The following is a 25,622-nucleotide window of genomic DNA, read 5'->3' as shown; positions in this document are numbered from 1 at the left end:
TGCCCCGCGCCAATGTGGTCGTCATTGGTGCGGAGGGTTCGGGTGTGGTCATGGGTTCGGTGTGCTTTCGGGTGGGGCGGCCCCGGCGTGGTGCCGGGGCCGCGGGAGGACGGAGGGAGGGCGGGTTACTGGTCGTTGGTGAGGGCGGTGTCGTGGGCGGTCATGCGGGCGACTTCGCGGCGGAACTCGTTCATGAGGGCGTGTGCGGGGGCGTTGGTGTTGATGGCTTCGAGGAGGAGCCAGGCCATGCGGTAGTCGCGGTTGATGGTGAGCGCGTCGGTGAGGGCGATGCGGGCTGTGGTGCGGTCGCCTTGGCGCCAGGCGGTCCAGCTCAGGAGGGTGAGCAGGGGCGGAGCCTTGTCGGTGTGGGGTGCGACGCAGCGGCGGGCGAGGTCGGCCCACAGGGTGCGCAGGTGGTGGAGGTCGCTGTCGGCGCCGTGGCCGAGGGCGAGGTCGCGGGCCTTGCGGTCCTGGAGGCCGCAGATGATGCGGGCGGCGGCCTCGTCGTGGAGGCGCGGGTTGGGGCCGGCGAGGTCCTGGCGGGCGGCTTCGATGATGTTGAGGGTGCCCTGGCGGGCGAGCGCGGCGGCGAGGGGCGTGGCGGTCCAGTCGGCGGCGATGGACTCCCAGGCGTGGATCGCGTGCTGGTAGCGGTCGGCGTGGGTGGTGGCGGGGCGGAATTCTCGGGCGATGTCGCTGGCGCGGCGCAGGGGCGGCAGGCCGCGGCTGTGGAGTTGGGCGGTGAGGCTGTCGGGGTTGGTGGGATCGAGGATCACTTCGCCGTCGGTGCCGTCAGAGATGTCGCCGTCGTAGGTCCACAGCCGGTTGTCGACGAGCACCATGGTGGTGTTGACGGGGATACGGGCGAGGTCGGTGAAGGCGCGTATGAAGTGGTCGCCGAGGCCGCGCAGGGCGTCGGCGGTGTCCTTGGCGGCTTGGTCGGGGCGGGGGTCGCGGAGGATCAGGACGATGACTTCGAGGACGTCGTGGTCGGCGTGCGCGGTGGTGTGCAGGAAGTCGGTGGCGAGGGTGTCGGCGGCGTCGCCCCAGACGTCGGGGTTGTCGGGCAGCGGGTAAGTCATGACGGGGCCGTGGGTGAGGTCGTCGAGGTCGGTGATGCCGCCGAGCAGGATGCTGTTCTCGGGGTAGTGGCCGACGAAGTGGAGGAGGAGTTCGGCGACGTCGGCCGTGGTGCGGATCTTGATGGGGGTGGGGTGGGTGGTCATCGCGTGTGTCCTTCCGGAGGGGTGGGCTCGGCGGTGTCGGGTGTGGGTGCGGAGTCGGGTGTGGCTGGGGAGCGGGGGCGTACGTGCTTCGGCTTGTGGGTGAGGGCCGGGATGAGCTGGTCGCGCACGAGGGCGCTCAGCGCCTGACGGGGGTCGGTGCCGGGCTGGAGGGTGAGGGCGGCGTTCCAGGTCCGGTGGGGTTGGAGTCGGGCGTCGTTGGCGGCCTGGGCGGCGGCTTGCTCGGCTTCGGTGCCGTCGGGGATCGGCGGCAGGTGGGGGCCGGCGGTGATCCATGCCTGGACGACTCCGCTGCCGTCTTGAGCGCGTAGGCCGATGCGGTGCCCGTCGGGGTGTACGTACTCGACGGTGCGCTCGGTGGCGACGAGGTCGTCTTTGGTCCAGGGCGGGTCGAGGTCGGGCGCGATGTCGTCGAGCGCCTGGACGGGGACGGTGTCCGCGGGCTTGGCGAACGTGGGCCGACGGGTGCGTCGTCGCGGGGTGGTGCGGGGGTGTGCGGGGTCCCTGTCTTCGGTCATGCGGGGGCTTTCTGCTGGTCGGGCGTGAGGTTGTCGAGGAGGCGGAAGGTGCGGCGCCAGGTGGCGATGCCGGATGCCATGTCGACGTAGGTGTCGCGTTGTTCGAAGGCTTCTTTGGCTTCGGCGAGGGTTTTGGCGTAGCCGCCGTCTTCGAGGGCGAGGGAATTGGCGCAGCCGATGAGGGCGCCGGGGCCGAGGTCCCAGATGATGGTGTTGATGGCGGCGCAGGCGGCGGCGAGGTCGTCGATGTCGTTGCCGTACCAGTGGAAGTCGTGGGTGTTCAGGCCGCGGTCGCGGAGGAGTTGGGCGATGGAGCGGAGCATGGTGCCGGTGCCGACGGCGGGTTCGCGGATGGCGTCGCCGGGCTGGAGGGAGTCGTCGCCGAGGAGGCGGGCGATGAGGTCGGAGACGCAGGGCGGGGTGTGGTATTCGCCGCGCCATTTCTTGTCGCTCTTGTGGCGAAGCCCGGTCAGGAGCGGGCTGAGGACGTCGGATTCGGCGCGCATGTAGGGGTCGTCGTGGCCGGTGAGGTGCAACAGGCCCTGGTTGAGGGCTTGGTGGGTGATGGCGTGGACGGCGCGGAGTTGGTGGGGGTCGGGGTCGGGGTTCCAGGCCCAGTCGTGCAGGCGCAGGGCGCGGTTGATCAGGTCGGGGCGTTTGATCCAGTGGCCGAGGTAGATCTCCTTGAACAGCTGCGGGAGTTCGCGGGGTTCGAGGTTGATGATCCAGTCGGCGAGGGCGTTGCCGGTGCCGGGTGGGCGGCGCAGGAGTGCGAGGGCGGCGACGGTGCCGATGGGGATGTGGATGCTGCTGCCGCCGTGGGACCGGTACCAGGTGTCGATGACCGTCTCGGCGATTTTGTGGGCGTGTTCGTGGGGGTCGCTGGGTGCGAAGGCGCGGCGCCACGTCGTCTTCGCCGAGCCGTTGAGGGGCGCGGCGGGCGGGGGTGGGGTCTTTTTCTTGGCGGCCCAGCTGGGTGCGGGGCGGTGGGTGGTGGTCGGGGTGGCGGCTCTGGGAAGGAACATGTCACTCTCGGGCATGGGAAGTTGTTCCTCATCGGGTGTGGGCGCGTATGGGGCCGCCCCGGTGCGCGGGGCGCGGCCGGGGCGGCTGTCGTGCGTCGGGCCGGTGTGGGTCAGGGGGTGGGCCAGGTGGGCAGGCCGGTGACGAGGGCGCGGCGTGCGATGTCGTCGGCGAGGTCTCGTTGCCCGGTCTGGTTGAGGGCGGCTTGGAGGTACAGCAGGGCGAATTCGTCGGCGTCGAGTGAGGCCGTGAACTGCTCGTAGCTGTGGTGGCGTACGGCCAGGGGCCGGAAGGTGTAGCTGTGCCGAAGCGTGGTCTCGATGTCGGCGAGGGCGGCTGCGGCCTGGCCGTCGTTGAGGCCGAGGAGGTGGGCCATGGTGTGGAGGGTGTGCTGGTCTACCGGGGTCTTCACCGGGGTGGGCCTTTCGGTCTCGGGCCGTGCCCGGCCCGGCCGCCGTGGGGCGGGCCGGGCACGGGCGGCGGTCAGAGGGTGAAGGCGCCCTGGTGGTCGGGGTGGCGTGCGGCCCACAGGCCGCCGTGGAAGGGCTGGTCGTGGATGGTCCAGCCGGCCCACTGCATGACGGTGGGGTAGCCGCGGCGTCCGCCGGTGAAGCCGTCGCGGTGTTCGGCGTCGGGGTCGGGCAGGAGGAACACCCAGTCGGGGGTGGTGTGGTCGCCGGGCAGGACCTGGAAGCCGGGGTCGGCCCAGCCGGTCCTGTCGTAGCGGGCGGGCGGGAGTCCGGCTGCCTGGAGTATGGCGATGGCTTCGGCGACGCGGGGGTGGCCGTGGAATTCGGGCAGGGTGCCGACGCCGCGGTGGATGACGGGCTTGTGTGCGCTGGTGCCGGTGGCCGTCTTGCGGATGGCGGTGAGGAGGTGGGCTTCGTCGTTGCGGTCGGCCATGCGCAGGGCGATGTTGGCGACGGTTGCGATGGCGTCGCTGTCCAGGACGAGCGCGCGTCGGTGTGCACCGGGCGTCTGGCCCGAAGGGCGGCGGGTGGGCTGGTGGGCGGTGTGGCGGATGACGAATTGGAGGGATCTGGCGACGTGGGCGGGGTCGATGGCGAGGTTTTCGGCTATGGCGCGGATGTCGCGGCTGTAGTGCATTTTGGGCTCCAAGAAGGTGACGCTTGCACGTATGGGTGCGCCCCCGGTGGTGGGCCGGGGGCGCGGTGTTTCTGGGCGTCGAGTGGCACACCCGGGGTTGAGTCCGGGAGTGCGGCGGGAATCAAGGAAGGGGCCGGAAGAGGGTGACCGGAATTCCCGCCTCTTTTGATTGAGTTCGGCTTTTCCGAACTTCGTGTTTATATCTTATTCTCAAATACCCGTAATTCAAGTTTCATCCGAAGTTAAATGCGGGGATTCTGGCGGGAATTCAATTCGCCTATTTCGCGGCGGCGGGTGGCCGTTCGGGCCATGCGACGGCTTCAAGCGCGCGGCGGTGGGTGTCGGGGACGGGCGCGGTGGGGTAGCCGAGCCAGTCCAGGCCCATCGCGGCGAGGATCACGGCGTCGGCCTGGTCGTAGCGGCCCGGGCCTTCGCAGGGGATGCTGTACCGTTCGGCGACGGCGCTGCGCACCATGCCTTTGGCGATCTTGGCGCGTACGGTGCGCGGGTGCTGTTGGGCCGGGTTGGCGCGGCCGGTCGCGTAGATGGTGCGGTGGTGCGGGTTGGCGACGGCGTACGGGATGCGCCGGCACCACAGGTATTGGGTGATGACCCACCACAGTCCGGCGAGTTCGTGGTGTCCGGCCTGGGCTCCTTGCGCGTACGCGGCGCCCTCGACGACGACCAGGTCGGCGTCCTGGACCGCGTCGGCAATGTGAGCGGACAGCCAGTCGAGGCGTTCGTGGCTGCGGCGCCGTCCGGGGCGACAGGCCCGCGCCCAGTCGGTGCCCGCGATGCCGGTGGAGGTCAGGGACAGGTCGAGGCCGATGACGTGCGGCCGCCAGTCCCCTGCCGCATGGAGGGTGGGCAGGGTGATGGGGGCGCTCTGCGGCGGCGCGGTCATGGGTGCACCCCGGCGCTGCAGTCGGTCTCGTCGAGGGCTACTGCACCGATTCTGCCGCCGTGAGCCACGCGGCCTGTGAGGAGTTGGGGCCGGAAGGTCACCGGGCGGCCTCCGCGACGATCGCCAGGTAGCGGGTGATCACGCGGTCGGCCTCGGTGAGCGCCTCGCCCTTGAGGTGTGCGGTGTATTCGCCGTCGCAGGTCTCGGGCGGGCCCCACAGGTACCAACCGGTGTCGGGGTAGCCGTCCTTCGTGTTCCGTTTGCGGTAGGCGAGTTCCCACCAGCCGTTGCGCCAGCGCCACAGGCGGCGCTGTGCGGTGTCGGGGAGCCATCCTGCGCGTTCGACCAGGGCCTGGAAGCGGGCGAGGTCGGTGCGCATCATCACGTTGTCGCGCAGGAGGTCTTCGATGCTCTGTCCGCCGGCGGCGAAGTGCTCGCTGCGGGCCTGTCGCATGCGCTGCACCTGTCGCTGCAGTTCGGAGCCGGCCTCGCGGGAGCGGCGTGCGCGACGGCGAGCCGAACGCCACGCCTGTGTACGCCGGTTGACGTCGGCGCGAGCGGTGTCGCGCTCGCGGCGCAGGCGGTCGCGCTGCTGGGCTGTGCGGCGCAGGACGGTGGCGGCGCCGGCGGCGCCGCGTTCGTCGAGCCACTGGGCGGTGGCTTGTATGTCGGTTCCCACAGAGTGCTGCATCTGGCTCCTTCGGCGAGTGCCGCCCCGGCGTGCAGGGCCGGGGCGGCGGCGGGCGGGTGCGCGGGGGGCGTTACGGGCGGGGGGTCTTGGGGGCCTTCTTGATGGAGTTGCCGGTGGCGGGCATGGGGGTGCGTCCGGCGACGAGGTCGCGGAATCGGCTGCCGGGGCGGAACTTGATGGCGCGGGTGGCGGCGACGGTGACGGCGGTGCCGTTGCGGGGGTTGCGGGCGGTGCGTTCGGGCCGGTGCTGCGGGGTGAGCGTGCCGAAGCCGGTGACGGAGACGGTCTGGCCGGCGGTGACCGCGCGGACGATGGTGTCCAGGACGAGTTCGACGGACTTGGCGGCCTGGCCTCGGTTGCCGGTGCTCTCGGCGACGGCGTCGATGAGCTGGTTCTTGTTCACGTGGTGTCCTCTCGGTTCGCTTGCAGATGCGGGGTGTTGGTGGTGCCGGCGGGGTGGGCGCGCCAGGCGGCCGGGAGTGGTGCGAGGCCGTAACCGGGGTCGTGGTCGTCTTCTCCTGCCGTGCTCACATCCCACACCAAGATCATTGCGTCATTCTTCACTCATGTCACCTACCTTGAGTTTTTGGTGAACCTCCCGTCCGGGCTGCTGAGCGCCGGCGGGCCCGGCGCTCAGCCGTGGCGATCCGGGCGCCTTCCCGGCACAGGGTGCAGGCCTCTTCGCCGCGGCGGTGGTGCGCGCGGGCCCCGGCCTCGGTGCCGTGCACGATCGGCGGCTCTCCCTCCGAGTCGAGTTCGCCGGGCTCCGCACCGCGGCACGTCGCGCGGATCCAGCCGTCCAGCCACAGCCGTCCGCCGCAGATCCCGTCGAAGTGGGAGTGATGCGGCTTGACCAGGGCGATGCAGCGGGCTCTGAAGGGGCAGGTCTCGCAGGTGGTGAGCAGGTCGGTGACGTGCGGCGTGCGGAGGGTGTCGGCGCGCGCGTCGTTGGGGGTGAAGCGGGGGTCCCCGACGCACGGGGCCTGGGCGACCCAGCCGTTGCCGCTCATGTGGTGGTTCCTCCGGTGATCTTTAGTCGGTGGGCGGCAGCGGGAGGATGCGGATGCTGTCGCTGGGGTGCTGACCGAAGGGGTGGCGGTAGGTGGTGCGGGCGGCTTCGAGGTGGCGGTCGGCGAGGTCGGGCAGGGCGAAGATCTGGGCGATCATCCGGGCGATCTCGTCGTCCGTATGTAGCGGCCATGCGCACCGGACGGTGCGGTACACGGGGCCGTCGCCTTCCGGCCCCTCTACTCCCTGTGGCCCTTCCAGGACCTCGAGGGCGCGGCCGCCGGAGCGGCCGTCGACGACGATGTGGCTGGCCTCGGGGTGGTGTGCGCGCACGAGTTCGGCGATGTGGGCGACGCGGTCGGCGGGCGGCAGTTGGAGGAGCCAGCTGTTGCCCTCGGATGCCGTGTTGCGGCGCACGGCCGACCACACCGGTGACTGGTAGGACCGCAGGATGGTCTCGGTGTCCCTTTCGATGCGGTCGGCGAGACCGTCCAGGACGTGCCCGCCGTCGTCCTCGTCCTCGCCGTCCGTCTGCCGGTTCTGCCGGTCCCACAGCCACGGGAGCGGGGACAGTTCGGTGGGCGCCTCGGCGAGGACGCCGTGCAGGTCGACGGAGCGCGTGTTGCCGTAGTAGGCGAAGGCGACGTACGCGGCCTGCGGGCAGGCGTCGCGTACGAGGGCGGCCAGGTGGTCCAGGACGGTCACGGCGTGCGCCCTTTCCACGAGGCGCAGCTGCCCGGCCATATCTCTGCGGCGCTGGGTGACCACGGCCAGGTGGTCGTGCCGGGCGGTGTCGTCGGGTTCGGCCATGGATGGAACTTCCATTCTTGGTAGAGGTGTTGGGCGGGTCTACGAGGTGAGGACGGGCATCAGGCGCTTGCCGAGCCAGTGCGCGACGTTCACGGACACGGCGTTGCCGGCCTGCATGGTCTGTTCGGCCTTGGTGCCGAGGACCTTGTAGGTGGCCGGGAAGCGTTGCGCGGAGAGCTGTTCGCGGGGCTGGAGCATGCGGAAGTAGCAGTCCTCGATGACTGGTACGGCGCGTACGAGGGCTGCCGAGTCGTGGGTGGACAGGGCGCGCAGCGGGGCGCCGGCGGTCTTGACGGTGTTGCCCTTGCGGTAGGGGATGACGAGGGTGTTGCGAGCCCGGTCGCCGCCGATGCCGTCGGGGACGACGAGGCCGTGGTGGCGGGCGGTGGCGAGGGTGGAGAGCGGGTTGTCGATGGGGGCGGCGTCGCAGTTGTTGCGGTACTCGACGATGAACGGCGCCGGGGCGACGGTGACCAGGGCCTCGCTCTCCCGGGTCAGCCGGGTGCGCATCGGAGTGTCGACGGTGGTGGCGGTGTCGTTCCAGGTGCCACCCACGGGCACGAGCAGCCCCTCGCCGACCTTCGCCGTACGTGTGGGCATGGGCCGCACCAGAGGGTCGAAGGCGCGGTCGGTGCCGTCCTGGCCGTGGGTGAGGGTGATGACGCTGGGCTGGTGGGCGAACTTGCCCAGGCCCTTTTCGATGCGCTCCATCGTGGTGTCGGCGAGCGGCTTCGCGCGATCGCCGATCCGGGTGCCGATGTTGTCCCACAGGATGATGTCGGAGGCGGGCCGCACGTAGGGCTCGACCTCGGCGTGCGCGCACCGGGTATTGGGGCAGCGGTAGTTGTACTCCTCCTGGTACTTGCCGACACGGACCTTCGCATCGAACCAGGTCTGGCGGGCCTTGACGTCGCGCCCGCACTCCACGCAGTACGCCAGCGGACGCGGCGCGAGATCGGGGCGCCGCACGCCCTCGAGCGTGAACACGACATAAATGCGATCACGCCATTGAGGCGCGTGCGCGTTGGTGGCGTCGCCGATGTGCGCGGAGGACACCGACACGATCTGCACCCGGTAGCCGAGCTTCTTCATGCAGCGGATCCACTCCGGGAACAGGGGCCAGTCGCGTACGAACTCGACGACGTTCTCCACCACGACGCACGGGAAGCGTTTGGCTTCGGCGGCACGCAGGACGCACCAGGCGGTCACACGGGTCTTCTCGAAGGCCTCGTCGGGCAGTTCGCGCCACAGCTCCTCTTCCTCGAAGAGGGCTTCCTGGGCGGCATCCGCCCGGCGCCTTCTGCCGCCGGCCGGGCTGATCTCGCTGCAGATGACCGAGGCCCACAGCAGCAGCGCCTTGGGCAGCCATCGCATCGGGTAGTTCTGGATGTCGGCGCAGCGGGCTGCGGCCTTGGGGTGATTGAGGGCGAAGGTGTCGATGGCGGTCTGCCAGTGGTTGATGCCGAGGATCACCTCGAATCCGGCCTCGGTGAGGCCGTCGGCGTCTCCGCCGGCTCCGCAGAGCAGGGATATGGCGCGGGGCACGGTGCGTGTTCTTCCTTTGAGGGTCGGGGCTGCCCGGCCCGGCACCGCGGGTGGCGGTGGGTGGGGCCGGGCAGCGGCGGGTCAGGGCTGGTCGGAGGCGCGTTGGGCGCGGCGGTGGTGGCGGCTGTCCTCGATACCCAGGGCCGTGAAGGCGGCGAGGGCGAGGAGGCCCAGGGTGAAGAGCCAGACCACCGCTCAGGTTCCGAAGGCGGTCACGCGCAGGATCGCGACGTGCCCTTCACGTTCGAACAGGGCGAGGGGATGGCCACCGGTGGCAGGGCGCTCCCACACCTTGCAGTAGCCGTGGTCGGTGGTGTGCTGGTGCATCACTTCGAAGTAGCGGGCGATGGCGGTGGCGGCCGGTTCGTGGCCTGCGGCCTGGGCGCGGCTGGCTCCGAAGGGGGCGGTGTGGGTGGTGGAGACGATGAGGCGGCGGCCGCTCTTGGCGGCGTCGAGCTGGTCGATGCGGGCGAAGAGCGGGATGAGGCTGTTGCCGTGGTGGCGCTGGGGGCCGTTGTGGGTGGAGTCGTAGAGCACGGTGTGCCGGGCGGGGTCGTCGGTGTGCCGGCGCAGCGCGTTCCAGCCGGTGACCTTGGCGGGGTCGTTGGGGAGGCTGTGCGTGGAGGCGATGACGAGTTCGGTGCCGTCGGCGAGATCGGCGCGGATGAAGAACTCGCCGCCGCCGGTCTCGACGTCGGTGGTCCATCCGTTGTAGCGCAGCGGGGTAATGAGGTGGCGGTAGGCGTGGAAGAGCTGGCGCCACAGGGGGTCGTCGAGGCGGTTGTGGTCGGGCAGGGCCGCGATGGACATGTGATCTCCAAGAAGGTAGCGGACCACGGGCACAACATACAGCGCACGCGGTTCAAGTAAGTCACCTATCAATGGTGATGAGTTTCAGGCGGTGATGTCGGGCAGTTCGTGGGCGCCGAGGATCTGGACGGCCCACATGCGGCCGCCTCGGGTGATGACGCAGCCGACGGGCCGGTCCTCGCCGGCCAGGACGGCGCCGGTGCCGGTTTCGGTGCGGCGCAGCGTGTTGACCAGGGTGTGCAGGCCGGAGGTGGCGCACGTGATGGAGCAGTACAGGCCCTGCTCCAGGACGGGCTCGGCGGGCGGGCCGTGGACGACCTGCGCGAGGACGACGTAGACGCCGGGGGCGGGGGTGATGTCGGTGACGGCGGCGCTGGCGGTCATGGGGGTTCTCCAAGAAGGGTGATTGGTGGGGTTTTTGGTGTGCTTGTTACGTAAACCCTAGGGACCGGAACCCGGGCGTCAAGGGTGGGTCAACTGCGTTGGCTGGTACGGGCATTGGCGCCCTGGGTGCGGCCGATGCGGGCGAGTTCCCGGGTACGTTTCCGTGCCGCCTCCAGGGTCGCCGGATCGCTGTCGGCGAGACGGCGCTGCTGGGCTTCGAAGAACTCGCGCAGCCACTCCTGTTGCGCGGAGTGGTCCTGCTCGGCCTCATCGCGCCGCTGCTGCTCGCGCTCTGCGCGCGGATTGGTGCCGCAGCCGCGGCAGTTGCGGGCCGGACTCGGGTGCTTCGGGCAGCCGGCCATCGCGGGCGCAGCGGGTGGTTCGGCCTCGCCCGTGCCGGGCTCCCCCGCGGCGCCGTCCGTGGGGGTAGGGGGGTAAGGAAGGAAAGAGGAAGAGGAAGGAAGAGAAGGGGTTCCCCCAGGGGAACCCTTAGGGTTCCCGTCGGGCAACCCACTGGGTTCCCCCGAGGGAACCCTCTCCTCACCGCCCGGAGGGTTGCCCTGGGGGAACCCTCCCTCCTTCGCCGCCTCCTCGCGGGACCGCTGCTCCTTCCGTGCCGCCACGTCCTCGTGGGTGCGGGCCGCCGGCGACGGCCTGCGCCTCGACGGCTTCTTCTTCCGGGCCAGGCGGGGGTTCTTCGGGGCCGCCTTCGCCGCCGCACGCCGCGCGATGAGCTCCTCCGTGGACGGGATGGGCGGCACACCGAACGGGAAGATGCGGTACTCGGCGCGCCGCCCCACCCGCCCGACCTCGGCGCGCTCCAGCAGGCCGAGCCCGACCAGCTCCGTGACGACGGCGATGACCTGCTTCTCGCCCACGCCCGCCCACGCCATCATGCGCTCCAGGCCGGGACGGCCGACGCGCGTCTGGTCGTCGGCGGAGTCGGCGATCTTCATCAGTACGGCCTTCTGCGTCTGGTTGACCACCTCTTTGGGCAGGTAGGCAGCGGTCACCATCAGGTGGATGCTCACTGGCGTCTTTCCGTCTCGCGTGCGGGCGTTCGGAGCGCAACGGGGCAGAGGCAGGGAGCTCGGTGCGCCCACCCCTGCCCGGTGTGCGGGGTCAAGCAGTGGTGTGCGGGGTGACGTTGATGCCGACCGAGGTGCGCGTGTCAGGGTCGTAGCGCACGGGCACCGCGATGTCTGCAGCCTTCAGCTGGGCCTTCATCGCCTCGGAGTCGGGGGCCATGGGCACGGTGAGCCCTGCTTTGCGGAACAGGGCGGCCATGGCCTCCACGTCGTCCCGTTTGGTGGGGTTGCCGCCGCTCCAGGTCAGGACGTTGTCGCCGTATACGCCGGGCTCGGCGCCGTCGAGCTGTGCGCGCAGGAACTTCTGCTTCTCCTTGAGCGGCTTCATCTCCTCGGTGACCTCGACGTAGTCGGCTAGTACGCGGGCGCGTTCGGCGTCGTCGTGGACGAGGAGGTGCTGTGGGCGCGCCGCGGCGGCGAGGGGGCCCCAGCATTCAGTCTTGAAGGGGCAGTGGTCGCAGACGGCGGACAGGCCCGGTCCGGGGAAGGTGCGCGGCAGCTGTTCCGGCGTGGCGGCGGCGCGTACCTGGGCCACCCAGCCTCTCGCCGAGCGGGCCCGCTCGGCGTTGAACTCCATCTCCTGGACGTGGTCGTCGCCGCTGTCGCGGTTGAGGAAGCGGAAGCGGATCCGGCCCACGGGCACCGGGCCGATGCGGGCGAGCTGACGCTGCCCGTCGATGTTGGCGAAGCCCTCGCTGCGCAGCAGGTCGGCGTATAGGTAGACCTGGCGTATCTCGGCGTCACTGGCGCCGTGGCGTCGGATGGTGTCCCACTGGTAGGTGGACTTCGTCTTCACGTCCTCGACCGTCGTCACCTCGGCGGCCCGCTCCGGGCGCAGCCGCTTGGGCAGGCGGGCGGCGGTGTCACGGTCGAGCTGGACGGCGTCGATGTGGCCGCGGATGGTGTCGTCCTCGACGCGGCGTTCGGTGATCCAGCCGAACTCCTCGCGGGCGGCCTCCAGCAGGCCGGCGTGCAGCCAGGTGCCGAGGATGGCCTTGCGTTTGGGGCCGGTGTCGGTGGGGGTGTAGCCGTGCAGGAGGTATCCGGCGCGCCGCGCGCACACGGTGTCGCTGGCGCCGATCTTGGACTGGCGGGAGCGGGGCCGGCGGGCATCGGCGGCGTGCGCCGCCTCCCACAAGTCGCTGCGCTGTTCGCTGGTGAGAGTCACAGAGTTCTCCGGGTCGGGCGGGTGCCGTCCGCCGTCATGGACGGCAGACGGCACCCGCGGATCAGGGTGGTGGGGTCAGGAGTCGCTGTCGCCGGGGCGGGGTGTGCCGCCTCGGGCTCCGGCCTGCGGGAAGGGCCGGACGGCGTCGACGAGTTGGGCCAGGGCCTGCGGGATGAGCCCGATGCTCCGGTCGCCCCCCGGTTTCGACGCGTCCGTGCGGCGCTGTGCTGCCGCCGTCCGGCCGCCGGTCCGTGGTGGCAAAGTAGTGCGCGCCCTGCCAGTCCATCGCGAAGATCAACCGCTGCTGCACGCAGCCGGGGAGGTCCTTGATGCTCGGCGTGGAGCCGCCCGCCATCCTGCGGCGGATGACCTCGGCGGCGTGCGGGCTGGTGTCCTCGGCCAGGGCGTGCACCTCCGTACACAGGGCGAGGGCCATCACATCCGGCCCCGCCGGAGATCCGGCACGCATGCTCGCTGCGGCGAACGCCTCGACGACGTCGGGGACCGGGGCCGCGTCCCAGATCACGTCCGGGACAGGCAGTTCGCGCACCCGCAGGTCACCGTCCGCGCCCCGGCCGAGTTTCACGACGAGGATTTGCGGGCGCGCGTCCCACTGCTGCTGTGCGGCGAGGTGCCGTTCGCACGCGGCGAGGATCTGACGTTGCGGAGTGGTGAGTTCACTCATCTCGCGTTCTCCCCCGCTCACGAGGCGGTGCGGGGGCGAGAGCGGGTGGGCGTGGTGCGCTTGCGGGGAGCGGTCTTCTCGCGCTCGGGGGCCGAAGAGGCAGACACCTCCTCAGAGTTGTCCCGGGACGCGGACTGGGCGGTCCTGGTCCGCTTGCGCGGCGCCCTGCTCTTCGATGCGGGCGGCTGGTCGGCGGCTGGCTCGGGCGTCGCCTCCTCGGCGTCGTCCCCGTTCCCGCCGGTGTCGGAGGCGGCCTCGTTGAGTCCGGCGGCGGCACGCAGGCGGCGGGTGGCGTCCTCGGCGGCCCCGGCGGTGACCTCGGCGTCAGCCTGTTCCATCTCCTCGTCCACGTACACGCCGGACAGGTCCTGCGGCGCGGCCATGCGTAGCGCGCCGGCCTCGGCGCACTTGCGGAGCATGTGGGCGCTCATCTTCTGCCACATCGGGGCGAGCGCGTACGCCTGCTTCTTCCGGTCGAAGAAGGTCGGCGCGAACTCCGCCCAGCGGGCGATGAACGGGAAGCGGGCGCTGCCGCGCAGCACGGTGACCTTGACGGCTGCTGGGGGTTCCTTGCCCAGCCACACCTCCAGGGCGTGGCCCTCGGCGTCGTAGTAGACGGTCTCCTCGTACGAGATGTGCTCGCCGGCTTGGGCGGCGGCGCGGTGGGCGACGGTGCGGAAGCCGTCGATGCCGGTCTGGATGGTCCAGGTCTGCTCAGGCTCGTTGGGGTCACGCTCGGCCTTCTTGTTGGCGCGGCCGATCATGTAGATCTGGCGGGCGAACGGGTCGAGGCCGGTGCGGACGCAGTAGTGGAAGAACATGGCCAGGTGACCGCGCGGGGCGCGGGCCAGGCCGGGGCTGAGTAGTTGCAGGGTGCTGAGCTGTTTTTCGTCGAACTCATCCTGGTCGCCGCGCAGCGCAATGACGCTCGCCGTCCTGGCTGTAGACACGGGCGCGGGCGGGGTGTGCACCGCTGGTTGTACGGCCGTCGCCTCGATGGGCTCGGTGGTCTTCTCGTCACTCACGTGTTGGTCTCCGTGCTGGTGTCAGCGGGTCCGCAGGACGCGGACCTCGAATGCGGGGGCCCACTCCGGGTGGCGCTCGATGAGCAGCCGGACGTACCGGGAGCGGTGGTTGTTGTTGAGGCGGAACTCGTCGCCTTCGGTGGCGGCGGCTTCGGTGATGTAGCGCCAGCGCAGGACCTCGAAGAGCATCCCCATGCCGATCCGGCGGGCGCCGGAGTCGAGGAAGTGCGCGGTCAGGTTCTCCAGCGCGTCCAGCACCCATGGGTTGAGGCGGTGGAATGCCTCGAACTGCGCCTGGATCGTGAACTCTTGACCGTCGTCCGGCTGCTGCACGACGTGCATCGCGAAGCCGGACATCTCGCCCTGGACGGCTTCCACACCCCACCCCTTGGAGACACTTTGCAAACGTGTCACCTATCTTGCGGGATGGGGTCAGCTTGATCAACCCATTGAGGGTGGTTAGGAGTTCAGATCTTCGCGGTCAGCTGCACGCACGGCGCCGGGCAGCCCCCCGCTCCGCATGTTCCGCGCGTTCCTCGTTGGCGCGCGAGACGGCCTGCAGCATCCGGGCCGCGAGGAACGAGTCGGGCTCCTGCGCCAGGTAGCGCGCCAGGACCACATCGAGCACGAGCACCTCCTTGGCCTCCATGACGGCGACGACGTCACCGGAGGGTGTGTCTATGAGCTGCACGAATGCCTCCTTCTGGGAAAAATGGGGATGCATTCATCCTAGGGTGAATTCGGCGCTACGTACATCATTTTCACAGGTCATAGGCCCTTCGCAGGCACCTCCTGCCGCTGCCGTCAGCCGGTGTGGTCAACAGCGATGCACAGCATCCGCGAGACGTCCCTCTTCTCCTCGTCGGAGACGACTCCGCGGTACTTGCCCGCGGCGCTCTCCGAGAGCGTGAGGGTCATGAACTGCGTGTCGATTACGACGCCCGATACGGGTGTGGTGATCCGGGTCGACAACAACGTGTCGTGAGCGGCCCCGGTGGTGTCCACGGGGTCCGTCACGGCGGCACGCGGGAGCATCGGCAGGGCCTGCTCCGCCTCGATCACGAACAGCGTGCGCCGACTGGACCGAGCCGGAATCTCTCAAACTGCCCACCGCCCAGGCGGTGTTATCGTGTGGGCGGTCTCCAAGAAGGACCAGGTGGCCCCCGCCTCGGCGGGGGCCACGCCTGTGCGGGCCCCGTTCACGTGCGTTCGTTCGTCGAGCCGCCGCCGAAGATGACCAACCGGAGCCGACTGGGGCTGCGATTGCGTCGCACCATGCGAGTGAAGCGCAGGGCGTGCACGCTCTTGCCGGTCGCGTCCCGGAAGAGGCTGGCGATCTCGTCGGTCGTGACGCGCCGCCCGTCCACGGTGAGTAGCGGACCGTCGATGTGCGGCCCAATCAGTCCTCGTAGCTGGGCGGCGAGGGACTCGGTGATGCCGATCGGGTACCAAGAGCCGTCCTTCACATCCTGGTAGCCGATCTGCCGCGCGCCGAGTTCGACGTCGTTTACGTCCAGCGAAACTACTTCGCGCAACCGGATGTCGCACTCGTACAGCAGCTGCCACGAGAGGCGCACGGCGTGCGGGAGCGACAGGTCGGCGAGCGCCGTGTCCACCGCCAGGTCGGACACGAGCAGATGCGTGGTTTCCACGGGTGACCCCCAGGTCGCAGAAGAACGAGCTGCGATCACGCTAGAAGGCGTGTCGGACAACGCTCCTTCCTCCAGGGGGTTTTGACGTCAGCTCTTGACGAGGGCGAGCACGGCGACGGCCGTTCCGACGACGCTCGTCAGGGCGAGGATCGTCGGCAGCGGCCACCGCGACTTCTCCAGTGCACTCACGCGCACGGTCAGGTCCTCCACGGCCTTGTCGGTCTGGTCGCTGCGCTGCACCACCACGGCCAACTGCCCGTCCATGCGGGCGAACCCGACTTCCAGGGTGCTGCGCAGTTCCGCGAGCGCCAGGGCGACCTCTCCCTCCGGCACGGGCACCTCCTCACCTCTCACAGGGGACGTCAGTTGTCTGCGGTGGCCGGGTCGCTTCCCGCAGGCAGCCACGAGGCGGTGCCCGACTTTCCGATCACCGTGCCGATGGTGGACTTCAGCGCGGAGAGAGCGGCGGGTATGGCGGCGACCGAAGCGGCCTGCCAGGCGTTCAGGGATACCAGGTCGGTGGTGCTGGAGGCCGCCATCAGCCCGAGGACGGACTGGGCGTAGGTGGCCAGGGTGCGTTCGGCGACATCGGCGAGGGCCTGCGGCATAGGGTCGGTCTCCTTGATGCTGCTCGGTGTCGTACGCACGGTGGGGCTGGCGGTGGTGGTGCGGGGGATGTGCAGCTTGGTCCAGGTGGTCTTGCCGGGGATGCCGTCGGCGGCTGCTCCGGTGAAGCCGCAGCGGATCTGCCAGACCGCGTAACTGCGCCGGTGATCCTCGTTCCAGGTGGCGCCGGGTGACGTCGCGTAGGAGTTGCAGCCCTCGGCGATCAGCCGCTGGGCCATCGCCTCGATGACCGGCGAGGCGCGGCCCGGGTGGAAGAAGTCCGGGCCGGGATAGGCGGCGTACTGCGTCGCGGCCGGCTTCTTCTTGGAGGAGCCGCCCTTCGGTGTCTTGGATTTGCCGGGCTGCGTGTCGCCCTCGTTGGCCTTCGAGCTGGACTGGGGATCGAGGTGGCGTGCGATGCGGGCACGGAAAGCGTCCATGTCGATGCCGTGCGGGTCGCTCTTTCCGGGCTGCCACTCCTTGTGGCCGATGACGCTGCGCTCGCTCCAGCCGTGCGCCTTACAGACGGCTGCCGCGGCGCGAGCCATGGCGTCGAGCTGGGCGGCGGGCCACACCTGCCCCGTCCCCGTGTTGATGCATTCGAAGCCGTAGAAGTGCCGGTTGCCGTCGGTGTCCGCCTCGTTATCGGGCGGCAGGTCCTTCCTCTCCGCGATGACGGCGAGCAGGACGTTGGTGTCGCCCATGCCGGCGTGGTTGGTGCGGCCGTAGCCGACTAGGTGGATCGTGCCGGAGCGGTCGATGACGCCGTGGCACAGCGGGCCGGGCAGGTCCTGGTAGCCGGCGCGGCACAGCTCCACCATGTCGGTCTCGGAGGAGTAGGCGCCGGTGTGGTGGATCATGACCCCGTTGACGGGACCCCAGTTGCCGTGGGTGTTGCGGTTGTGAGTACGCCAGGAGCCGTGCTCGACGACGCCCAGGCCCGACTTCTTCAACGAGGACATGAGCTTGTCCGCGCTCAGCGGGGTGGCCACGCTCGCCTCGCCCTTCTCCCCTGCGCCGGATGGCAGTTGCCCAGCTCTGCGCCGGAGCGGGTCCCTCGGGAAGTGTCGCAAAGAGCAGGCGGAGGGTCGCCTCGTGCCCCGCCATCCTATCGGGCAACCCCGGAGGGCAGGTGTGTCCAGCCCCGGGCCGCGGGAGTCGTCTTGCGCATCGGGAGGCGCGCCCGCACTGCGGGCAGGCTCAGCAGCTCGGGTCGCACACCACGTCTCCCGGGCTGGTGCGTTCCGTCGTAGCGAACAGGAGGGGTCGCACATGACGAATCAATCGGGGCACTCGGATAGAGGCCGGGCGGCTCGGTCGCAGGTCGCCGCCGCAGTGCGGGCACTGATGCCTGCACCGTCAGCCGCACCTACAGATCTCGATGCCTCGGCCACACATGGTCTTGAGCTGCAAGGAAATCGTCGATGGGGTGACGCCCACGGCGTCGGCCAGCTCGCACACACCCGGCTCCCCGTCGACCTTCATGAGCAGCTCGCGGTGTGCCTCCTCGATGCCGCGACTGCCGCATGTCGGCGGGCTGCGATGCCTTGGTGCGGGACTTGGTCACCCCCGGTCTCGGCGATCACTACCCACGCACTAGTGCTGCGCCGCGGAAGTTCCGCCGATGGCCATCGGCTCGTTGACCCGGCATGGTCTTGGATCCCGATGATCGGCGTGTGCTGGAGGACCGGGTGCGTGCGCACACCACCCCGCAGCGTGCCGCCCGCCGTGCGCACATAGTGCTGCTGGCTGCGGGAGGGTGCCCTGTCTGGCGGATAGCGGAGATCGTGCGAGTGGATGTCTCCACGGTGGTGCGGTGGCGGGACCGGTTCACCAGGGAGGGAGTGGCCGGACTGGAGGACCGGCCCCGCTCGGGCAGGCCGCCCGTTTACGGTCCGGAGGTTCGGCTGCGGATCGTGGCGACGGCCACCAGCACCCCACCTCGTCCCTACGACGGCTGGTCGCACCGGCTGATCGCAGATCGCCTGGCCGACACGGGCGTCTCCGTCTCCCAGGTCGGACGCATCCTTGCCGCGCTCCAGGTCAAGCCGCACCGGGTCCGCGGCTGGCTGACCCGGCCCGCCGACCCACACTTCTTCACCAGGGCGGCCGAGGTGTGCGCCCTCTACCGCAACCACCCGCCGGAATCGGTGGTGCTCTCGGTGGATGAGAAGACCGCGATGGCCGCCCGCTCCCGCAGGCACCCCGACCGGCTGCCCGGCCCCGGCCGGGTGCGCCTGCGGGAGTTTGAGTACGTCCGTCATGGCACCGTCTCGGTCACCGCCGCGCTGGACGTGCACACCGGGCAGGTCGTCGTGGACGAGCTGCCACGCAATGACTCCGCGCACTTCGTGAAGTTCCTGGCGCGGCTGGACAGGTGCATCCCGGCCGGGCTGACGGTCCATCTGGTCCTGGACAACGGCGCCTCGCACACCTCCAAGGCCACCCGGGCCTGGCTGAGGCGACATCCCCGGATCGTGACGCACTACACCCCCAAGCACGCCTCCTGGCTGAACCAGGTGGAAATCTTCTTCTCTCTCCTGGCCCGTGCCGTCCTGCGCCACGGGGACTTCTCCTCACGCACCGACCTGCTGGAGAAAGTCACCGACTTTGCCGTCATCCACAACGAGACTGCCCACCCGTTTAGTTGGAACTACAACGGTCGGCCCCGCCAGACTGGGCACGAAAGCGCCGCCGCTGCGAAGGAACCGTGCCATGCCCACTGACTCCGTCCTGCAGATCAAGGTCACCCTGGCCGGCACCCACCCGCCGATCTGGCGACGACTGCAGGTCCCGGCCGACCTCACGCTCGACCGCCTGCACCTGGTGATCCAGACCGCGATGGGCTGGGAGAACTACCACATGCACCTTTTTGAGACCCCGGCCGGCGACTACGGGCGCCGCGACAGCGAGCTCGGCCACCGCGACGAACGCAAGGTCCCGCTCTACGCCGTCGCGCCCGCAGTCGGGGACAAGATCAGCTACACCTACGACTTCGGTGACGATTGGGTGCACCGCATCGAGGTGGAAGAGACCCTGCCCCGGGACCCGGGAACGGCCTACCCCCGCTGCTTGACCGGTCGCCGGGCTTGCCCACCCGAGGACTGCGGTGGTCCGTGGGGCTACGCGAACTTCATCGAGGCCATCACCGATCCCGACCATGAAGAACACGAGGAACTCCTGGAGTGGGTCGGCAGCGCCTTCGACCCCAGCCAGTTCGACGTCGAGGACGCCAACAAACGCCTTGCCGCCTGACGGCCACCGGCAGAACTTCCGCGGCGCAGCACTAGCTAGGGCCACCGTCCGTGGCGCCGCGCCGTTGCCCGGGGCACGGAGGCGTTCAGGAGGAAGGGCTCCCACTTCTTGCGGGGCAGGGCTGTCGACCCGCTGATCGGGCGTAGCTTGCTGCCATGAGGAGGACCTGGCCGCTGGTAGGTGGAGGATCCGCATGCCATTGCCGGAGCAACACGGTGAGCTGCCGCACTGAGCGTCATGGTGCTGGCGGGGGCGGGCAAGACCTGACTGGCCCGTGAGGCGATCGTGAGCGTCCACGCGGACGGGGCGGTGATTGCCTGGGTGACCGGCCCGCATCTGCAGGCGGCCTGCGGTCGGGCGTGTGCCCCGCCTGGGTCGGATGCGCGGGCTGAACCGTGAACGAGGGAGCACCTGAGGGCGCAGGGAGGTATCACGGTGAGGAAGGTCCTGGGAGTCTCGGCGCTGCTGCTGGCGCTCGCCGCTTGCACGTCGGGCGCACCGAAGGTGGAGCAGTCCACGTCCGCCTCGACGGGAGTGTCCCCAAAGGTTGTCCATCTGACGATGGCCGTGCCTTACGGCACGACGTCTTCGGTGGACAGTTACATCCAACAGGTCGACGAGGTGACCGAGGGATCCCTGCAGATCGACCTCAAGTACGAGTGGCGCAAGGGCCAACGCGCCTTCGAGGGCGGCACGATCGCGGATGTCCAGGCGGGCAAAGCGGATCTGGGGGTGGCAGGCACGCGGGCCTTCCCCGGCCCGGTGCGGATACTCAGCGCACCGGAGCTGGTCACCAGTTACGCAGCCGAGGAACGGCTGTTCAAGAGCCCCCTGTACAAAAGGCTGGGCACCGCACTCAAGGTCCCGCGGATCACCGGCCTCGGCCTGCTCCCGGGCCAGTTCCGCTACCTGTTCACCGCGCGTCACTCGGCCCCGACGCCCGGCGATCTGCACGGGCGGCTCGTCGGGGTGGCGCAGTCGAAGCTGGCAGACAGCACCTTCCACGCTCTGGGCGCACGCACCCGCTGGTATCCGCTGTCCGGGTCGGTCAGCGGCATGGACGGGGTTGAGTCCTCGATCCCTTCCTTCAACCACGAGGGCTACATCTCCTCCATAAAATTCCTCACAGGGAATCAGGTGCTGTGGCCACGCATGCTCGTCCCCTTCATCAGTGACATCACGCTGAAGAGCCTGAGCCCCCAGCAACGCCGTGCGCTGACCCGGGCCGCGGCCGCCGTCTTCGACGGCACGATGTCGGACCTGCGGTCTGAGGACACGGACGAACTCAGCGAACTCTGCGCGGGAGGGCTGGTCATAGGGCACGCCAGTCCAGCGCAGCTCGCGGCATATCGTGCGGCGGTCGCGTCGGTTGACACCCGGCTGGAGCACGACGCCCTGACCGGCGAGCTGTTCACGCAGGTGAGGTCGCTGGTGAAGGGAGCGAAGCCGGACCCCGCCCTGCACTGTTGATACCCCTGGACCAACCGGGTTGGGTGTAGTTCGCGGCTCATACAGGTCAATGCGGCGGGGACTTCAGCGCGCCGAGCTGGAGCAGCATCGCCAAGTCGTCGCGTACCGCCCAGCGTTCGGCGATCCGTCCATCGATCAGTCGGTAGGCGAAGGCGACGTCCCTCCGAAAGGTCCCGCTCGGCACATCGAAGCCTCGGAACGTTCCTCCGGGCCACTCGTGCTCCCGCACGCCGAACTGGACGACCAGGTCGCCCTCCGCGACGATGTGCGACTCCACCCAACGGGCCGGATGCCGGTCACGGCGGGCCCGCAGCAGAAATTGTCGCGTGCCCTCGACCCCGGAGGGCATGCCGGGTGCCAATGCATGGTTGACCATGTCGGGCGTGCACAGCACATCCAGCCGACCAAGATCGCCGCCGCCGTTGCCCAGCTCGTCCAACTCGCGTACAACCGCCTTGTTGTGCTCTGTATCCACCCTGCCGAGTGTTCAGCAGCCCCCCGTCGAGCACAACGCAACCGCCCAGCTGTGCTCAGGAGCTGTGGCCAACCGTAATGCGCGGAATGGCCAAGTGGGACGCTCAGTCACACCAGGCCGCCGCTGTCCTGTGCCATCGAACCTTGATCACGTGTCAGCGGATTCTGAGTGGAGACGCATGGCGCGGATCAGCGCCTCTCCATCAGGAGATGCAGCAGCGTCACCAACCATGAGCGCAGTGCCGAACGACGGGTGCTCCAAGGCGACGTACACAGCACCGCAGCCAACGAGCGCGAGCAGTACCGTCCGCTGATCCATCTGACCGTTCATCCGTGAGGCCCTTCCTGCGTCTGCGCTGCTATCGCTTCCGTAGGAACTCACTGAGCGTTTTCAGTGCGGTCACCGATCGGGTGATGGGGGCGGTGTGACGTCGGGGCGCGCAACGGGCAGGGCTCCCGTGCCGTTGAGGGAGGTGTTCGACGTCTCAACTCAGCAGCACAGGAGCCCTGTTGGTTCCGTATCCTGCCGTACTCGACCTGCCTCACGCCCTGGTCGAGTGGCTCACGATGCTCATCGTCACCCGCGAGGGTGACCGGCGGTGCAAACTCCCGCCGCACCGCCGCGCGCTGGTCGCACTTGTGTACCTGCGCCGCCATGACACCCTCGCCCAGATCGCCGCGGCCTTCGGGATATCCGTCGGCACCGCCCACGCCTACGTCAGCGCGGTCGCCGGCCTGCTCGCCGAGCAGGCACCGGGCCTGCTGAAGACGCTGCGCACGCACGACCCGGACTTCGTCCTTCTGGACGGCACGCTCGCAGAGTGCGACCGCGTCGGCGACGGCCGGGCCGACTACTCGGCGAAACACAAGCGGCACGGGGTGAACGTGCAGGTCGTCACGGATCCCACCGGGAAGATCCTCTGGCTGTCGCCGGCGCTGCCGGGCCGGACCCACGATCTGACAGCCGCTCGGATCCACAAGATCCTCCGGATCTGCGAACGCCAAGGCGTCCCCATCCTCGCTGACATGGCCTACATCGGCGGCGGCGACTGGGTCACCACCGCCAAGCGCCGCCCGCCAGGCGGCGAACTCATACCCACCGAGCAATCTGCGAACCGCGCCCTGGCCGCAGCCCGGGCACCCGTCGAACGAGGCATGGCACGACTGAAGTCCTGGCAGATATTCCGCAGATCCCGCATCAGCCCCAACCGCATAAGCGTCATCACCAAAGCCGTCCTCACCCTGGAGAGGCAACGCTGAAAACGCTCACTGACTGGAATCTGGACAGAATTCCCAAGCTGGCCGTGAGTTTTCGGAACTTGCAGTACCCTCCGCTCCCCGATAGTCCCGATCAGCCGAACGTCGCCCATCCAACCCTCCGGCCGGTGTGGTGATGGCACGAGCTCGCGTCGATCAAGGTTCGATGGCACACGCTCAATGTGAGGTGGCACAGGACCGCCGCACCCTGGAGGTACGGCGAGCGTCCCGATCATCGTGCACCCGTCGCTCGCCGCGGGCGGCCGACGCGTCACTGCACGGGGCAGGTCCTCGGCCTCGTGCACCCCGATGACGACGTCGTGGAGTTCCCGCGCCGGGCCGGGCTGGAGGACGCCGAGGGGCTGCTCAATGAACTGGCGAGGCGGCCGGGCCCACCACTACCTAGCGGCTAGATCCCTCAACTGTCATCGGAGGGTGGCGTGTTCCATCGGATGCATGGAATGCCAACCAGCTCGTTGACCGCCCGTGCGGGATGATCGTATTGATCGTTGATTAGGGCATGGAGACCACCGACAACACTCCGCCGCAGGCTGCCCTCGTCGACGCGTACTGGCTCGACTCTCCGCTCCTCCATGGCGCCTCCTGTTCCTGTGGGCACGACACTCCCAAGCGTCCGATCATGTGCGGTGCCACGGCGCGAGGCGTCTTCCCGGCATCGCGTCCAAACTCGTCGTCTTCCGCTGCGTGAGCGGCATTGCGGCGGAGTAATGCAGCGGCGGCCACGCGCCCTGATCCGTACGCCCTACCGATCACGACAAGGGCGGCAGTGCGCTCCGGATGCCGGCTCCCAGACTCTGAATCGACAGTTTCTACCCAGGAGCCCACTGGAGTCGCGCGTCGCCGACGAGGCGCGACTCCAGCCCCTGCCCTACTGCGTAAACGCAGCGGGGAATCTCCCGCGCCCCGCTGCCGCAGAGGACACCCGCGCAAGGAGTAGGGAGAAGCTGCCGCTCCTCGCGCCCGACGGCCGCCGCTGATCTCCTGGTCGGTTGCGGCCGCCCCAGCAGCCCATATGGCCCTGCCGAGTTGACTGCATTCTCCGCGTTCGGACTGCTCCTGGCAACGGATGGACGTGGCTTGCGGCGCCTGCTAAGCACTCGGAACTGGTGCCGGACCGGCAGTTGTCGGCACGGGCGTCGACATGTGCCCTGCGCCGCGGCCGGCCGGATCCGTAGAGAGCAGGATCCTGCCCAAGCGACGCAGCCGAACATCGACTTACATTCCGCCAACGACTCAAGCCGTCCTGCGGTGCGTCGGATTCCCCGCCGCTGCGTCGCCTGGCAGCACCGCCATGCGGCTACAGCAGGTCGTCGCCGGGGGCGAACGTGGCCTGATGCGGCTAGCTCTCGGCGTCCAGGCGGCACGAGGCGCTGTCCAGGCCGAGCCAGGTGGCCTTCACGCTGCCGCCGCCGGGGACGCGCAAGGTCACCGCGCCCTTTGGGCTCAGGTCGAGGTGGATTACACGACGTACCGCATCGGATGCGACGGGCAGGGAGCGCGGGACCCGAGGGCGGTGGCCGTCGGGTAGCAGCGCGATCGCTATCCCGTCGACCGCACGTCCCTCGGTGAGTGCGATACGGCCGCTGAGGTCCAACGTACCCCACAAGTTCGCCCGCACCTGCGGAGGTTGGGACGCATCGGGTACCGCGGTGTCGCCGGTCAGCGGCAGGTCGCTCCACTCGGGGTACGGAGTGCGGCGGGCGCGTTCCAGGGTGGTGACGCGGCGCTCCAGGCGGGCCAGGCGGCGGGCGAGATCAGCGATCGTGTCCGGCACTTACGCCTCCTCGGCCTGGGCGTCGTCTTCTTCCGGCGTCAGGGCGCGTTCCAGGGTCAGCGTGATGCGCTCGAGAGTTTCGCCGTCACCGGGCCGTACGGTCCAGCCGGTGATGCGGTTCCATCCGTCGTAGATGGGGTGCGGCTCGTGGAGTTGGATGCGGACGAGGTCTCCCACACGCAGGGCATTCAGCGGGGCGGCCGGATGGTCGGCGATCTCCAGCTCGGTCAGGGTCGGCAGGACCTGGCGGGCCCGGCGCTCTCGGCGGGTGCGCGCCTTGAGCTTGGCCACGTCCTTCTCGCTGGTCTCCAGGAGCGTCTCCAGGCGAAGGCGGCCGTTGCGTTCGCCGTCGATGGCGACCTTGCGCTTGCGGCCCTCGCCCGCGCCGAGTCCGATGACCCACTGGGCGTAGGCGTCGGCGTCCTTGATGACCTGCGGGTCGCCGGTGACGTTGGCGCCGGTGGTGAACGTCAGATCTGTGCGGCGCCGGCCCAACTGTGGCGTGCCGAGCAGGATGCGCCTCTCGGCGTGCCCGTCCCGCCAGGTGACGGTCTCGGACCATTCCAGGCCGTCGTCGACGTCAGCCATCTCATCGACCATGTCGCCCAGGTTGCGCGGTTCCCACGCGTGCGTGGCGTACGGAGTCTTCGCGGTGCCGGTTGTGGCCGTGGAGGTGGTGTCGTCCACGGTGACGCCGAGGTCGCCGTCGGGGGCCTGTTGGGCGTAGGCCCATACGTCGCGGATGACCTGGCAGGGGTCAGCCTCGACGTATGGGCCGCGCCCCTCGAGGTTGCCGTGGAGGTCGAAGCGTTTGTGCAGGTAACTGGTGAACCCGGAGCCCTCCACGCCGTCTTGGGCGTTCTGATCTTCGGAGCGCCACAGCAGCCCGCCCCAGTCGAGATCACCGTTCCGCTCGATCAGCAGGACGGTGTCACCCGCATCCAGCAGATCCTCGATGCGCGGTGAGACGGGCTTGAGGGTGGCGGTCAGGGATCCGGGGCCGTTGAGTTCCGGGCCGTAGGAGACGCCGGAGAGCGGCACGTTCCAGTGGAGGACTTCGCCGGTGGTGGCGCGGGTGATGATGTAGCGGTAGTCGGGCACGC

General features: G+C 69.5%; 31 protein-coding genes and 1 pseudogene. 4 read left to right on the top strand and 28 right to left on the bottom strand.

Translation table 11 applies throughout. From position 1 onward, the window contains the following. Window positions 1–125 precede the first annotated feature (125 nt). From ACP4E5_RS30595 to ACP4E5_RS30475, 25 genes and pseudogenes are all read right to left on the bottom strand, one after another. A complete protein-coding gene (locus ACP4E5_RS30595; protein ID WP_425834252.1) occupies window positions 126–1,226 on the bottom strand; it encodes a DUF4192 domain-containing protein in 1,101 nt (366 codons plus the stop codon). After that, window positions 1,223–1,762: a hypothetical protein gene (locus tag ACP4E5_RS30590; protein ID WP_425834250.1), complete on the bottom strand. Its 540-nt coding sequence runs from the start codon at window positions 1,760–1,762 to the stop codon at window positions 1,223–1,225. Before ACP4E5_RS30590 ends, ACP4E5_RS30595 begins: the two co-directional genes overlap by 4 nt. Further along, the gene (locus ACP4E5_RS30585; protein WP_425834249.1) at window positions 1,759–2,802 is read right to left on the bottom strand and encodes an N-6 DNA methylase; all 1,044 of its coding nucleotides are present in this window, start codon (window positions 2,800–2,802) and stop codon (window positions 1,759–1,761) included. Before ACP4E5_RS30585 ends, ACP4E5_RS30590 begins: the two co-directional genes overlap by 4 nt. Window positions 2,803–2,897: 95 nt before the next feature. Continuing rightward, a complete protein-coding gene (locus ACP4E5_RS30580) occupies window positions 2,898–3,197 on the bottom strand; it encodes a hypothetical protein (RefSeq protein ID WP_425834247.1) in 300 nt (99 codons plus the stop codon). A gap of 71 nt (window positions 3,198–3,268) precedes the next feature. After that, window positions 3,269–3,892 carry a hypothetical protein gene (locus ACP4E5_RS30575; protein WP_425834245.1) on the bottom strand — a complete coding sequence of 208 codons (624 nt, stop codon included), beginning with the start codon at window positions 3,890–3,892 and terminating at the stop codon, window positions 3,269–3,271. A gap of 277 nt (window positions 3,893–4,169) precedes the next feature. After that, on the bottom strand, window positions 4,170–4,796 hold the full coding sequence (locus ACP4E5_RS30570; RefSeq protein WP_425834243.1) for a hypothetical protein: 627 nt from the start codon (window positions 4,794–4,796) through the stop codon (window positions 4,170–4,172). Window positions 4,797–4,893: 97 nt separating this feature from the next. Continuing rightward, window positions 4,894–5,487 (bottom strand): hypothetical protein, encoded by a 594-nt coding sequence (locus tag ACP4E5_RS30565; protein WP_425834241.1) that lies wholly within the window; start codon window positions 5,485–5,487, stop codon window positions 4,894–4,896. A 70-nt stretch (window positions 5,488–5,557) separates the two neighbouring features. After that, on the bottom strand, window positions 5,558–5,890 hold the full coding sequence (locus tag ACP4E5_RS30560) for an HU family DNA-binding protein (protein WP_425834239.1): 333 nt from the start codon (window positions 5,888–5,890) through the stop codon (window positions 5,558–5,560). After that, a complete protein-coding gene (locus tag ACP4E5_RS30555) occupies window positions 5,887–6,051 on the bottom strand; it encodes a hypothetical protein (protein ID WP_425834237.1) in 165 nt (54 codons plus the stop codon). The genes ACP4E5_RS30560 and ACP4E5_RS30555 overlap by 4 nt, the downstream gene beginning before the upstream one ends. Window positions 6,052–6,056: 5 nt before the next feature. Continuing rightward, entirely contained in the window at window positions 6,057–6,497 is a 441-nt protein-coding gene (locus tag ACP4E5_RS30550) for a hypothetical protein (RefSeq protein ID WP_425834235.1), read from the bottom strand. Window positions 6,498–6,519: 22 nt separating this feature from the next. Further along, a complete protein-coding gene (locus ACP4E5_RS30545) occupies window positions 6,520–7,305 on the bottom strand; it encodes a hypothetical protein (RefSeq protein WP_425834233.1) in 786 nt (261 codons plus the stop codon). 39 nt (window positions 7,306–7,344) lie between these two features. Further along, entirely contained in the window at window positions 7,345–8,850 is a 1,506-nt protein-coding gene (locus tag ACP4E5_RS30540) for a DNA cytosine methyltransferase (protein WP_425834231.1), read from the bottom strand. 195 nt (window positions 8,851–9,045) lie between these two features. Continuing rightward, window positions 9,046–9,660, bottom strand: coding sequence for a hypothetical protein (locus ACP4E5_RS30535; protein WP_425834229.1), 615 nt, complete (start codon window positions 9,658–9,660; stop codon window positions 9,046–9,048). Window positions 9,661–9,744: 84 nt separating this feature from the next. Then, window positions 9,745–10,044: a hypothetical protein gene (locus ACP4E5_RS30530; protein WP_425834227.1), complete on the bottom strand. Its 300-nt coding sequence runs from the start codon at window positions 10,042–10,044 to the stop codon at window positions 9,745–9,747. An 89-nt stretch (window positions 10,045–10,133) separates the two neighbouring features. After that, entirely contained in the window at window positions 10,134–11,075 is a 942-nt protein-coding gene (locus ACP4E5_RS30525) for a hypothetical protein (protein WP_425834225.1), read from the bottom strand. Window positions 11,076–11,166: 91 nt separating this feature from the next. Beyond that, a complete protein-coding gene (locus ACP4E5_RS30520; protein WP_425834223.1) occupies window positions 11,167–12,300 on the bottom strand; it encodes a PD-(D/E)XK nuclease family protein in 1,134 nt (377 codons plus the stop codon). Between the two features lie 61 nt (window positions 12,301–12,361). Beyond that, complete coding sequence (locus ACP4E5_RS30515; protein WP_425834221.1) at window positions 12,362–12,985, bottom strand: hypothetical protein; 624 nt, start codon at window positions 12,983–12,985, stop codon at window positions 12,362–12,364. A 17-nt stretch (window positions 12,986–13,002) separates the two neighbouring features. Beyond that, window positions 13,003–14,010 carry a recombinase RecT gene (locus ACP4E5_RS30510; protein WP_425834219.1) on the bottom strand — a complete coding sequence of 336 codons (1,008 nt, stop codon included), beginning with the start codon at window positions 14,008–14,010 and terminating at the stop codon, window positions 13,003–13,005. 21 nt (window positions 14,011–14,031) lie between these two features. Then, complete coding sequence (locus ACP4E5_RS30505; RefSeq protein WP_425834217.1) at window positions 14,032–14,388, bottom strand: hypothetical protein; 357 nt, start codon at window positions 14,386–14,388, stop codon at window positions 14,032–14,034. Window positions 14,389–14,491: 103 nt separating this feature from the next. After that, a complete protein-coding gene (locus ACP4E5_RS30500; protein ID WP_425834215.1) occupies window positions 14,492–14,701 on the bottom strand; it encodes a hypothetical protein in 210 nt (69 codons plus the stop codon). A 113-nt stretch (window positions 14,702–14,814) separates the two neighbouring features. Further along, window positions 14,815–15,072 (bottom strand): hypothetical protein, encoded by a 258-nt coding sequence (locus tag ACP4E5_RS30495; protein ID WP_425834213.1) that lies wholly within the window; start codon window positions 15,070–15,072, stop codon window positions 14,815–14,817. A gap of 137 nt (window positions 15,073–15,209) precedes the next feature. Beyond that, window positions 15,210–15,662, bottom strand: a complete 453-nt coding sequence (locus ACP4E5_RS30490; RefSeq protein WP_425834211.1) for a hypothetical protein — start codon at window positions 15,660–15,662, stop codon at window positions 15,210–15,212. 87 nt (window positions 15,663–15,749) lie between these two features. Then, on the bottom strand, window positions 15,750–15,995 hold the full coding sequence (locus ACP4E5_RS30485) for a hypothetical protein (protein ID WP_425834209.1): 246 nt from the start codon (window positions 15,993–15,995) through the stop codon (window positions 15,750–15,752). A gap of 332 nt (window positions 15,996–16,327) precedes the next feature. After that, window positions 16,328–17,260 (bottom strand): annotated as a pseudogene (locus ACP4E5_RS30480) (peptidoglycan-binding protein); the annotation flags it as partial. A gap of 367 nt (window positions 17,261–17,627) precedes the next feature. Then, window positions 17,628–17,753 carry an ArsR family transcriptional regulator gene (locus tag ACP4E5_RS30475; RefSeq protein WP_425834207.1) on the bottom strand — a complete coding sequence of 42 codons (126 nt, stop codon included), beginning with the start codon at window positions 17,751–17,753 and terminating at the stop codon, window positions 17,628–17,630. 191 nt (window positions 17,754–17,944) lie between these two features. On the opposite strand from ACP4E5_RS30475, the gene ACP4E5_RS30470 reads away from it, so the two are divergent. The 3 genes from ACP4E5_RS30470 to ACP4E5_RS30460 all read left to right on the top strand — a co-directional run bounded on the left by ACP4E5_RS30470 (window position 17,945) and on the right by ACP4E5_RS30460 (window position 20,993). After that, the gene (locus tag ACP4E5_RS30470) at window positions 17,945–18,994 is read left to right on the top strand and encodes an IS630 family transposase (protein WP_425827620.1); all 1,050 of its coding nucleotides are present in this window, start codon (window positions 17,945–17,947) and stop codon (window positions 18,992–18,994) included. Then, the gene (locus tag ACP4E5_RS30465) at window positions 18,984–19,523 is read left to right on the top strand and encodes a plasmid pRiA4b ORF-3 family protein (protein ID WP_425827618.1); all 540 of its coding nucleotides are present in this window, start codon (window positions 18,984–18,986) and stop codon (window positions 19,521–19,523) included. Before ACP4E5_RS30470 ends, ACP4E5_RS30465 begins: the two co-directional genes overlap by 11 nt. A gap of 435 nt (window positions 19,524–19,958) precedes the next feature. Beyond that, entirely contained in the window at window positions 19,959–20,993 is a 1,035-nt protein-coding gene (locus ACP4E5_RS30460) for a type 2 periplasmic-binding domain-containing protein (protein WP_425834205.1), read from the top strand. A gap of 46 nt (window positions 20,994–21,039) precedes the next feature. On the opposite strand, the gene ACP4E5_RS30455 is transcribed toward ACP4E5_RS30460, so the two are convergent. Continuing rightward, window positions 21,040–21,468, bottom strand: coding sequence for an ester cyclase (locus ACP4E5_RS30455; RefSeq protein WP_425834203.1), 429 nt, complete (start codon window positions 21,466–21,468; stop codon window positions 21,040–21,042). Between the two features lie 509 nt (window positions 21,469–21,977). Between ACP4E5_RS30455 and ACP4E5_RS30450 the strand changes: the two genes are divergently transcribed. Beyond that, window positions 21,978–22,727: a transposase family protein gene (locus ACP4E5_RS30450; protein WP_425834080.1), complete on the top strand. Its 750-nt coding sequence runs from the start codon at window positions 21,978–21,980 to the stop codon at window positions 22,725–22,727. Window positions 22,728–24,084: 1,357 nt separating this feature from the next. On the opposite strand, the gene ACP4E5_RS30445 is transcribed toward ACP4E5_RS30450, so the two are convergent. Together ACP4E5_RS30445 and ACP4E5_RS30440 are read right to left on the bottom strand one after the other, a co-directional pair. Continuing rightward, the gene (locus ACP4E5_RS30445; protein ID WP_425834201.1) at window positions 24,085–24,519 is read right to left on the bottom strand and encodes a hypothetical protein; all 435 of its coding nucleotides are present in this window, start codon (window positions 24,517–24,519) and stop codon (window positions 24,085–24,087) included. Further along, window positions 24,520–25,620 carry a hypothetical protein gene (locus ACP4E5_RS30440; RefSeq protein ID WP_425834199.1) on the bottom strand — a complete coding sequence of 367 codons (1,101 nt, stop codon included), beginning with the start codon at window positions 25,618–25,620 and terminating at the stop codon, window positions 24,520–24,522. It abuts the gene before it with no gap. Between the last annotated feature and the right edge of the window lie 2 nt (window positions 25,621–25,622).

Origin of the sequence: Streptomyces fractus, from assembly GCF_049844455.1 — a bacterium.
GTDB lineage: Bacteria > Actinomycetota > Actinomycetes > Streptomycetales > Streptomycetaceae > Streptomyces > Streptomyces fractus.
Note: the sequence above shows the minus strand (reverse complement) of the source record. Positions and strands in the feature narration are given on the sequence as shown.

What these genes read in the sequence shown, in the direction of transcription:
- ACP4E5_RS30595 (WP_425834252.1), bottom strand. Translation starts at nt 1,226, where the DNA reads ATGACCACCCACCCCACCCCCATCAAGATCCGCACCACGGCCGACGTC.
- ACP4E5_RS30590 (WP_425834250.1), bottom strand. Translation starts at nt 1,762, where the DNA reads ATGACCGAAGACAGGGACCCCGCACACCCCCGCACCACCCCGCGACGA.
- ACP4E5_RS30585 (WP_425834249.1), bottom strand. Translation starts at nt 2,802, where the DNA reads ATGCCCGAGAGTGACATGTTCCTTCCCAGAGCCGCCACCCCGACCACC.
- ACP4E5_RS30575 (WP_425834245.1), bottom strand. Translation starts at nt 3,892, where the DNA reads ATGCACTACAGCCGCGACATCCGCGCCATAGCCGAAAACCTCGCCATC.
- ACP4E5_RS30570 (WP_425834243.1), bottom strand. Translation starts at nt 4,796, where the DNA reads ATGACCGCGCCGCCGCAGAGCGCCCCCATCACCCTGCCCACCCTCCAT.
- ACP4E5_RS30565 (WP_425834241.1), bottom strand. Translation starts at nt 5,487, where the DNA reads ATGCAGCACTCTGTGGGAACCGACATACAAGCCACCGCCCAGTGGCTC.
- ACP4E5_RS30550 (WP_425834235.1), bottom strand. Translation starts at nt 6,497, where the DNA reads ATGAGCGGCAACGGCTGGGTCGCCCAGGCCCCGTGCGTCGGGGACCCC.
- ACP4E5_RS30545 (WP_425834233.1), bottom strand. Translation starts at nt 7,305, where the DNA reads ATGGCCGAACCCGACGACACCGCCCGGCACGACCACCTGGCCGTGGTC.
- ACP4E5_RS30535 (WP_425834229.1), bottom strand. Translation starts at nt 9,660, where the DNA reads ATGTCCATCGCGGCCCTGCCCGACCACAACCGCCTCGACGACCCCCTG.
- ACP4E5_RS30530 (WP_425834227.1), bottom strand. Translation starts at nt 10,044, where the DNA reads ATGACCGCCAGCGCCGCCGTCACCGACATCACCCCCGCCCCCGGCGTC.
- ACP4E5_RS30515 (WP_425834221.1), bottom strand. Translation starts at nt 12,985, where the DNA reads ATGAGTGAACTCACCACTCCGCAACGTCAGATCCTCGCCGCGTGCGAA.
- ACP4E5_RS30475 (WP_425834207.1), bottom strand. Translation starts at nt 17,753, where the DNA reads ATGAAGGTCGACGGGGAGCCGGGTGTGTGCGAGCTGGCCGACGCCGTG.
- ACP4E5_RS30465 (WP_425827618.1), top strand. Translation starts at nt 18,984, where the DNA reads ATGCCCACTGACTCCGTCCTGCAGATCAAGGTCACCCTGGCCGGCACC.